The 8,317-nt window shown below is 62.4% G+C and carries 7 protein-coding genes; 3 read left to right on the top strand and 4 right to left on the bottom strand.

The window, feature by feature from the left end:
• The first annotated feature begins 225 nt into the window (after window positions 1-225).
• The 3 genes from AC1D34_RS29915 to AC1D34_RS29905 are packed head-to-tail and all read left to right on the top strand — an operon-like array spanning window position 226 to window position 3,218.
• On the top strand, window positions 226-540 hold the full coding sequence (locus AC1D34_RS29915; RefSeq protein WP_476826164.1) for an ArsR/SmtB family transcription factor: 315 nt from the start codon (window positions 226-228) through the stop codon (window positions 538-540).
• A 51-nt stretch (window positions 541-591) separates the two neighbouring features.
• Window positions 592-1,995, top strand: a complete 1,404-nt coding sequence (locus tag AC1D34_RS29910; RefSeq protein WP_476826163.1) for an NAD(P)-binding domain-containing protein — start codon at window positions 592-594, stop codon at window positions 1,993-1,995.
• Entirely contained in the window at window positions 1,995-3,218 is a 1,224-nt protein-coding gene (locus AC1D34_RS29905; RefSeq protein WP_476826162.1) for an MFS transporter, read from the top strand. Before AC1D34_RS29910 ends, AC1D34_RS29905 begins: the two co-directional genes overlap by 1 nt.
• Window positions 3,219-3,477: 259 nt before the next feature.
• Here AC1D34_RS29905 and AC1D34_RS29900 read toward each other — a convergent pair whose 3' ends face one another.
• The 4 genes from AC1D34_RS29900 to AC1D34_RS29885 all read right to left on the bottom strand — a co-directional run.
• Window positions 3,478-4,650 carry a sensor histidine kinase gene (locus AC1D34_RS29900; RefSeq protein ID WP_476826161.1) on the bottom strand — a complete coding sequence of 391 codons (1,173 nt, stop codon included), beginning with the start codon at window positions 4,648-4,650 and terminating at the stop codon, window positions 3,478-3,480.
• A 1,147-nt stretch (window positions 4,651-5,797) separates the two neighbouring features.
• Window positions 5,798-6,019 (bottom strand): hypothetical protein, encoded by a 222-nt coding sequence (locus AC1D34_RS29895; RefSeq protein WP_476826160.1) that lies wholly within the window; start codon window positions 6,017-6,019, stop codon window positions 5,798-5,800.
• A gap of 155 nt (window positions 6,020-6,174) precedes the next feature.
• On the bottom strand, window positions 6,175-7,674 hold the full coding sequence (locus AC1D34_RS29890) for a DUF1254 domain-containing protein (RefSeq protein WP_476826159.1): 1,500 nt from the start codon (window positions 7,672-7,674) through the stop codon (window positions 6,175-6,177).
• 84 nt (window positions 7,675-7,758) lie between these two features.
• On the bottom strand, window positions 7,759-8,317 hold a 559-nt coding region (locus AC1D34_RS29885; RefSeq protein WP_476826158.1), incomplete at its 5' end, for a DUF1214 domain-containing protein.

Below are 8,317 nucleotides of genomic sequence, written 5' to 3'. Positions count from 1 at the left end.
GTTCATCGCGGTCCAGAACGTGCTGGAACACCACGGGATCAAGTTCCTCACCGGCGATGGCTCTACCGGGCCGAGCATCCGCTTTCCCGTCGATTATCGAGGCTAAGGCACGCGCTCCGTGCGCCTTGAGTGCMTATGGTGTGGCGCGCGGCGCATCACGTATTTCTATTATTCCGGAAATATGGATTGACCCCCCCGCTTACCCACCGCATGATCCCCGACATGATGAACACGCAGGATGCAGCCGCGAAGCTTGAGGCGCTGGGCAACCCGACCCGGCTGTCGCTCTATCGCCTCCTGGTCAGGGCCGGACATTCCGGCTTGTCCGTGGGTCAATGCCAGCAGCGGCTGGAGATCGCCGCATCGACGCTCTCTCACCATCTGAAGGGGCTCATCATCGTCGGCCTCGTCAGCCAGGAGCGTGACGGCACGACACTGATCTGTAGGGCGAATTACGGCCGCATGAACGAACTGGTCCAGTTCCTCGTCGCCGAATGCTGCGCCGATGCCGCCTGCGCCTCCGAGCAAAGCGCCGCGTGATTTTGGCGGCGCAATATTTCGATGTTTCCGGTTTAATGGGAGGACGTGAAGATGGCAGTCAGGACAGTCGCAATTATTGGAGCCGGTCCGGTCGGCCTTGCCGCGGCAGCCCATGCCCTGGAGCGCGGCCTCTCCCCGATCATCTTGGAGCGCGGCCCGGCCGCAGGACACGCCATCCGGCAATGGGCCCACGTCCCGATGTTCTCGCCCTGGGCCTTCAACATCGATCGCGCGGCCGAGCGTCTCCTTGAGGCATCCGGCTGGACGCGACCTGATCCGGATCGGTACCCGACCGGCGGAGACCTCGTTACGCTCTATGTCTCTTCCCTCGCCGAGAAGACGATCCTGCGCGATCGGATCAGGCTAAACGCCGATGTGATCTCGGTCTCCCGGGCTGGCTTCGACAAGGTGAAGACCGAGGGCCGCGAAGCGGCACCCTTCCTCATCCGCTATCGTAAGGGCGAGACGATCGCGAAACTGACTGCCAACGCGGTGATCGACACCTCTGGCACCTGGTTCTCGCCGAACCCGGCTGGCGCCGGTGGTCTCCCCGCGACCGGCGAGATCGAGGCTGTGGAGCGCATCAGCTACGGTATGCCCGATGTCCTCGGTGCCGCGCGGTCGCGCTATTCCGGCAAGCGTGTCGCCGTACTCGGCGGCGGCCACTCAGCCATCGGAACCCTCGTTGCGCTTGCGGAATTGCAGGCGACTGCTCCCGCGACCGAGATCACCTGGCTCTATCGCGGCCCGGCCCTGGCGAAGGCCTTCGGTGGCGGCGCGGCGGACCAACTGTCGGCGCGTGGCGAGCTTGGCCTGCGGATTGCCGAGTTGGTCAAGCAAGGCCGGATCCGCGCCCTGAACGGTTTCCGGCTGGATCGGATCGATCGCAATGAGTCAGGCTTACGGCTCGCCTCGGACGACGAGCGCAATCAGACAGTGATGGTCGACGAGCTCATCGTGGCAACCGGCTTCCGCCCGGAGCTGGGCCACCTGCGCGAACTGCGCGTCGAGCTCGATCCCGCGCTTGAATCCCCGCCGAGCCTGGCGCCGCTGATCGATCCCAACGTTCATTCCTGCGGAACGGTCCGCCCGCATGGCGCCGCCGAGCTCGCCCATCCGGAGCCTGGTTTCTACATCGCAGGCATGAAGTCCTACGGCCGCGCGCCGACCTTCCTGCTCGCGACGGGACATGAACAGGTCCGCTCGATCGTGGCAGAACTCGCAGGCGATCACGCCGCCGCCCAGCGCGTCGAGCTCGTCTTGCCTGAAACCGGTGTTTGCAGCGCGACGCCCGGCGGTCCGTCAGCGGCGGCATCGAGCTGCTGCGGCGGCCCGGCTCCCGCCACCGTCGAAGCCTGCTGCGCCGATGACGCGCAGGCGAAGCAATCCGGAAAGACGGGCTGCGGCTGCTCATCGCCCTCAACCGAAACCACCCGCGAGACGGCCGAAGCCTGATGTCCAGCCTGTCCCTGCCTATCCTTGCGCCGAGCGGCGGCCGCGGGCTTTCCCTCATCGCGGCTCTCGGCGTGACCCAGGTCGCCGGATACGGCGGCCTCTACTATGCCTTCGCCGTGCTGGCGCCAAAGATGACGGAAAGCTTCGGTTGGCCGCCCGAATGGACTTATGGCGGCTTCGCTATCGGCCTGCTCATCGGCGGACTGGTTGCTCCCATTGCCGGCCGCCTGATCGACCACTACGGCACCCGCGCAATGATGGCCGTGGGATCGATTCTTGCCGGTCTCTCGCTGTTGGCCCTGGCGGAGGCGCGCGGTCCGATCAGCTACGTCGCGGCCATGATCGCCCTGGAGGTCGTCTCCACGCTCGTCCTCTACGATGCCGCGTTCACGGCGCTGACGCAGGCACGCGGCCCCGGGGCCAGGCGCGCAATCAGCCAGCTCACTCTGATCGGGGGATTCGCGTCGACACTGTTCTGGCCCTTGACCACCGCCCTGCTCGGTTCCTTCGACTGGCGCGAGATCTACCGCATCTACGCTGTCGTTCAGTTCGCTTTGTGCGCACCGTTGCACCTGTTGCTGCTGCCGAGTCCGATCCACCGTGCGGCAAGCCCCTCATCGACGGCCAATAGCGCAGATGCCCYGGTCGTCGGCTACCTTGAGGGGAACGCCCGCCGCAACGCCTTCGCCCTGCTGGCCTTGGCCTTTTCGCTACAAGGCTTCGTAGTCTCGGCAATGTCGGTCCATATGCTGACCATGCTGCATGGGCTGGGACTGAGCGCGGCCGTCGCTGTCGGGATCGGCGCAATGGTCGGTCCCTCCCAGGTCGCCGGGCGTCTGGTCGAGATGCTGTTCGGCACCTCGATCGATCCCGTCACGACGGCTTGGACCTCCGCGGCCTTGATGCCCGTCGGCTTCACCCTGTTGATGACCGGCGGCACCACTGCCTCGCTCGCAGGTCTCTCCTCGATCGCCTATGGCATCAGCATGGGCCTGAGTTCGATCGTACGCGGGACCGTTCCGCTGAAGCTCTTCGGCCCCGCTGGCTACGGGGCGATGCTGGGTAAGCTCTCAGCACCGGGGCTCATCGTAAAGGCGGCGGCCCCGCTCCTCTTTGCCCTGCTGCTCGAGCGGGCCGGGCTGATGCCAAGCACCTTGCTCTTGGCCGCCCTGTCCGGGCTGTCCGCGGCGGCAATGTTCATCCTGGCGCGCAAGCTGCGCTGAACCCCRCTCCAAATTTTAGGAGGCCCTCATGCCATTGCGTGAGCTGACCGATCCATCCTCGTTTCCAGCGCTCAAGCCGGAATTCGGAATGAGGCGGCCCGCCGCCGACCTACCCGATCCGCTCGGTCATCCCCCGCGAATCCTGCTGCTCTACGGCTCACTGCGCGAGCGCTCGTTCTCGCGGCTTGCCGTCGTCGCACGCTTTCAAGCAATGGACCGGTGTGGCACCGAGCCAGATGCGTCTGGCCGGCGTTCAGAATTAACCTTGGATGGCGGTGCGGGGTAATAAAATCGAGACGACGACACCCTCGCGCTGCCAATCGTGTGAAAATGTGCCGCCGAACTGACGCGTGATGGTTGTATCGAGCAGCCTGCTGCCGAACCCAGTCCGTTCCGGCGGTGACACAATCGCGGCCCCTCCGCGCTCTTCCCATCGCAGCAACACATGGTCGTTTTCCGATTTCCATGATATCGCCACCTTGCCTTCATCCGAGGCCAAGGCCCCATATTTGATGGCGTTCGTGGCCAGTTCGTTGATGATCAGCGCGAGGCCGCTGATTGCTTCTGGCTTGACCGCCAATACCGATCCCTCCAAGCCGAACCGAAGCCCAGCCGCAGACTGATGCGGTTCAATCACCGAGCTGATGATCCGCGCAAGATCGGATGCCTCGGAGCTTAGCTCCTTCGACATGACGAGCTGGTGCGAGATCGCCAGAGCGTGCATGCGGCCTATCAAACTCTGAGAGAAATCGTTCTTGTCCTTCGCAGCCTTGGCGCCAAAGCGGATCATGGTGTTGACGAGCGCGAATAGGTTTTTGACGCGGTGGCTCATTTCGTAAGCCAAGGTCTCCTGCGCCTCGAGAGCGGAGCGTAGGCTCTCCTCACTTAGCTTCACGCGAAGCGCGATGCCAACGAACGTCGCGAGTTCCGTCGCCATGCGAGCATGGTTCGCATTGAAGTGCCCGGCGTCGTCTGAAACAATCCACAAAGTGCCCAAAGGCTTCTGGCCGATATAAAGTGGCACGAGCAGGACCTCAGGTACTTCAATTCCTGCGTCTGATATCCAAGTGTACAGGCGCTCGGCATGGCGGGTCAGAACCGGGCCATTCTCATCAAGGGTCACCCCGCACGGACTGTAATTGCGTGGGGTCGTTGCACCGTCAAAACGGGAGAGCTTTCCGCAAACGTGATGCCAGCGGAACACGCCAGGTGAGGGGCTCGGCTCCAAAAGACTGAGGCCGGACGAAACCCCGCCGGCCATTGCCATAGCAAGCTCGACAAATCGAGGGAGCACCTCGTCCGGCGTATCGACCATGCGATTGGCCAAATCTTGCAGGGCGCGCTTTTCCTTGAGATGGTCGACAGCATGCGTAACGCGGCGGGAAAGCTCGCCCGTGATGAATACGTCCTCGCGTAATTCATTCGCTCGCATGCGATGCCGCTCCTTGTCCTGCAAACCCGTTATCGAATGTGAGCTTTCGCCCCCAATAATATTTGCGGCACGTGGACACGGGACGATCAGGGCGGCTTGCGAGAGTTAGCCAATCATTTGCTATTAGCGGACAATGCGGTGTGAAGGGAATGTTGGACCGCGAGCGAGACTCGGCGGCACCTGGCGCCAGGACGCGATTACCAAGGGAGGACACGGCTCGGCACAGCGATCTAAATTAATAGGTCCTGAGCCTACGCGGTGTCCGGTTCGCCCGGCCGGATAGTCGTTTCGAGATATTGACCAGCTAGCCCGATGTCGGGGCTACCGCCCACAATACGGTTTCTGGATCAGGGTTGTGCGGGCTCCTTCGGGTTCGATGCTGCGATAGCGCCCCCCGGAATAGCGACTGCAATCGAGGGCATGACCATGCCGGATCAACTCGGCACCGACATCCTGCCCGAGCCGGTTGAAGCATAAGGGGCGCACGAGGCATCGGACAGCGCGATACTTTTTTGTCCCTCAAGTTTTTGAGGTTCTCGCATCGCCTATGCCGCGCTCCTGGCTGTACCTCTGCGACCGCCACGCGCTTCAGCCACTATTGCAACATTCACCGAGCCCGGCTGCGTCGGCACGGGTCTGTCGATCAGGCTGCGATCACCAAGCCGGAGCTGGCGCCATACGTGGAGCGCGTAAGGGCACGGGCTAGCAAGAACGTCGACAACCCGGTCTGGAGCCTGCTGGAGGGGCTCTGGCATGCCTTGGGCGGCAGGCTCAGAGCGGCCGTCCAAGGGCCGCCCATGAACGCCGTGCTGCCCAGGAGATCGTCAAGCTGACGACGTCGGTGGAGCCCAAGGAGGCTATCGAGATCGTCCTGGCAATGGTCATGATGTGGGACCAGGAACCGCGGCGCTTTCGCTCAGACTTTCGGAGCCCGCTAGTGGTGAAAATCTGACGCTTGGTACCCGCCGCGAATGGCAGAAGACGGCCCTTCTCAGACCATGGCGAAGTCCGCTTTGCGGCAAGCTCGCCAATGTCAGGTTTCGAGCGAGCACCTGATCACCGCTCTCGACCCAACTCAGACATTGAACTTGTCCCGCTATCCCGTCTGGAGCTGGAGCCATTCCAGACTCTTGCAATGTCCGCTGTTTCAGTCTCCGGCAGCGGCACCGAGTAGATAATCCTTCTGCAACTGCTGAGTGCTTGAAGGATACAGCGTCTGGCATTCCCGCCAGTAGCCGGACTTGGGCGCCCGGTTATTGGGATCGGCGCAGATCGCGGCGAGCTGCTGGGCCCGTGATTGCGAACTTTGACAACCCGACAGGATCAATCCGAGCGATAGGGCGATGCCGGTTAAGACGTAGGTCTTCATGACGTCCTTCCTTGATTGAGGTCTGGTGCTCGCCCGCTTGAGTGCGGGCAATGAATACTCGGGTTAGCGCGTCTGCTTCCGGCCCTTACCAGAGCCGAAAGCAACGCTGTGGGTTTTCTCGACTTCCCCGTGCTCTGCAACTGGTGCCGAACGGGTCAGTTTACCTTCCTGACCTCGGGCGGCTGCCACGCGCCGCTCAAGACGGACGCTTCGGGCCAATAGAGCCGCAGGATCAGCGAGAAATGTTCGGCAGGTGCCGGTATCCAGTTGGCTTCATTGTCCGCGCCCGGAGAATTTGCGCCGAGGTACAGGGTCAACGAGCCGTCCGCGGCGTATTTCAACGTCTTGTTCTTAGTGCCGAGCGAAAAGCGGTTGAGCGTATTGGGGTGGAAGAACTTTTCTTCGTTGTAGAGGGTCAACGACCAGAAGCCCTTCACCGGCGGGACCTGCCCCTTTGCGAAGGTCACGGTGTACTGGTTCTTTCCATCGAGCGCTTTCCCCTCGCTGTCGAACTCGCGCAGATTGTACTGCGTTTCCGCGGAGGTATTCTGGTACATGCTCGATTTGCTGATGGCGGTCCGGTTCAAATAATCGGTGCCCCATTCGGCGGCATTCGCCGGCACGGTCCAGCCATTGCCCATMGCCCGGCCATTGTATTGGAACTGGAAGAACGGCTCGACGAGTTCCTTCTCAGCGGCGGCGAACGAGTCGATCAGGGTCTTCTTGGTTCTCGGATTGCGATCCGCGGCGTCCCAGACGGACGCGATCCAGCGATAGAGCGCCTCCTCGCCGGGCAGCGGCGGCACCTCCCACATGACCATCCGCAACTCGTCATAATAAGTTTCCGGGTTCACCCACTTGCTCTCGCCCTTTGGCGCATTGGCTGGGGCGGGGGGCACAGGGAAATGCGGCGACTTGCTGTAATCCTTCGTCTTCACTGTGCCGGTGTACTGGCTGAGCGGATACATCACGATCTGATCGATGATCGGCTGCACGGCCGCGGAATCTTCGGGAGTGTTATCCTTGAAGACCCGCGGGACGATAAAGACGAGATCCGTGGATGAACGGATCACACCAGTGATGCCCTTGGGATACTCCCCCCTCCAGCTCGGCCCGACGATCATGTAGAAGCCGGGCACGGTCCCATACTGTTTTCCGACCCGGCCGATTTCGTCGGTGCGCTGGTCATACATCGCATAGACGTAGAAGCGCTCCCCGAAATCCGGAACCTGAATGACGGTTGGTTCCTTTTCGAGCGCGGTGAAGCCTGCCCCGTAGGCGACATCCTGGTTGGGACAGACGATGAAGGTCTGATCGGGACTGACATAGCTGGTCAGCATCTGGTTGAATCCGACCGGGGCCACCGGCACGACGCCGCCCAGGAGGCCCGGCTCAGGCGCATGGGCAAAGGCAGCACGGCGGTTGTGCGCGTTCACCATCGGATAGCCCCACATGTAGGCCATGCGTCCAACAAGCTGGACATAGGCATCCGTCATCGTGTTGCCGGGGACGGGGCCGGGAACCTCAGCCGCGGTCCGTGGGATAGGTACCTGGAGTGCTCCGGTTGCAGGCGCGGCTGTTTGGGCGCCGGCTATTGAGGGGAGCACCAGCGCGGTGCAGACCGCAGTTGCTGCAAGAAGTCCAATCCGTGGCATCAGTCGGCTCCTGGAACATTTTGGTCGTGGGGCGAACGGGGCCTCAGTGAGCGTGCGAGACTGATCGGAAAACCGATGCAGCGCTCACCTCACCAGTTCGATCTCGCTTGGGCGCCAGGCTTTGGTGAAGAACGGTTCGAGCGGGCTGTAGAGGCGCAGGATCGTGAACCAGCCCTTTCTCGGGTCGGTTTGGACCCAGTTGCCGTCACCAATGCCAGATGGCTTGCTCGGGCCGAAATAGACGGTGGTCGAACCATCGGAATTGGTTGCGGCGGCTGGTGTCGGGTAGCTCTGGCTGCCGGCGCGCGGGTAGCGCTGCGGCGTGTCGAGCATCGACCGCGTCTGATTGTCGTAGACGGTGAAGGACCAGAACTTCCCGGCCGGAATGTCCTTCGGGAGCGTGACCTTGTAGGTCTTGCTGCCGTCGAAAAACTCGCCCGCGGGATCGACGGTCTGGATCAAATACTGCGAGCCAATATCCGTCAGCCGCATGATCATTGCGGGGGTGATGAACGTGTAGCCAAAGAACATCGCCGTCCGCACGTTGAGCGTGCGCGCCCCTGTCGGCGGGTTCGGGGTGATGACGCCGGTCGCGCTGACCTCAGGCGGCGGCGTCTCCATATTGTAGCCGCCGAGGAAGAGC

It is taken from the genome of Allobosea sp. P1_A7 (genome assembly GCF_056406775.1).
Note: the sequence above shows the minus strand (reverse complement) of the source record. Positions and strands in the feature narration are given on the sequence as shown.

What these genes read in the sequence shown, in the direction of transcription:
- AC1D34_RS29915 (WP_476826164.1), top strand. Translation starts at nt 226, where the DNA reads ATGAACACGCAGGATGCAGCCGCGAAGCTTGAGGCGCTGGGCAACCCG.
- AC1D34_RS29900 (WP_476826161.1), bottom strand. Translation starts at nt 4,650, where the DNA reads ATGCGAGCGAATGAATTACGCGAGGACGTATTCATCACGGGCGAGCTT.
- AC1D34_RS29910 (WP_476826163.1), top strand. Translation starts at nt 592, where the DNA reads ATGGCAGTCAGGACAGTCGCAATTATTGGAGCCGGTCCGGTCGGCCTT.
- AC1D34_RS29895 (WP_476826160.1), bottom strand. Translation starts at nt 6,019, where the DNA reads ATGAAGACCTACGTCTTAACCGGCATCGCCCTATCGCTCGGATTGATC.